Raw genomic sequence first — 682 nt, 5'->3', positions numbered from 1 at the left:
CCTGCCACCGGTGCCCCGCCCCGCAGCGCCACCAAACCTTCTGGCGGCTGCCATGGGAAAGGGCCAACGGCGTCAGTGCCCCGTTGCCTTCCACATCCCACTCTTCCAGCAGTGCTTGCCGGCGGGTTCGTGTGCAGTAGTCATACAAGCTCTCTCGCATCCTCCACCCCCTTTGTGGGCGCTTCCCCACAGACGCACTACCACAAAATTCTGATTTTGTGGTAGCATTTGAAAAACTCTTCCCGAAAAAGCGTGTTCTGTCTGGAGAGAAAACTATATTTTTACATATTTTAGCATAAAAACATGTCTTAAATCAAGAGAAAAAACAAACGAAGACATGAGAAGGAGCTGGAGAACCTGAAAAAATTTCTCCAGCCCGTTCTCATGTCTTTTTTCTGTGTTTCGCTGCCAAGTGCTGGGAGATGAGCCCCTGATAGAGGGAGAGGTCTCCTCCACACTACAACAGAATCAGAATTTTGTTGTTAAATGACCAATCCCAGCCGTTCTACTTGGCGTTTATGCTCCGCACCGCTCTCCATAATATAGATTCGAGTCGTCTCTACGCTGGCGTGTCCCAAAAGGTCCGCCAGCTTTGCCATATCCTTCTCCAGGCTGTAAAACGCCCGGGCAAACAAATGCCGGAAGTTGTGGGGAAACACCTTTCTCTCCCCCACCCCCGCCT

General features: G+C 51.2%; 2 protein-coding genes. Both read right to left on the bottom strand.

What is annotated here, in order from left to right; translation table 11 throughout:
* On the bottom strand, window positions 1–160 hold a 160-nt coding region (locus DV520_RS12065; RefSeq protein ID WP_165850115.1), incomplete at its 3' end, for a zinc-ribbon domain-containing protein.
* Window positions 161–482: 322 nt separating this feature from the next.
* Window positions 483–682: tyrosine-type recombinase/integrase (locus tag DV520_RS12060; RefSeq protein WP_148881889.1), on the bottom strand; the 200-nt coding region annotated here is incomplete at its 5' end.

Source organism: Evtepia gabavorous, assembly GCF_003425665.1.
Lineage (GTDB): Bacteria > Bacillota > Clostridia > Oscillospirales > Oscillospiraceae > Evtepia > Evtepia gabavorous.
Note: the sequence above shows the minus strand (reverse complement) of the source record. Positions and strands in the feature narration are given on the sequence as shown.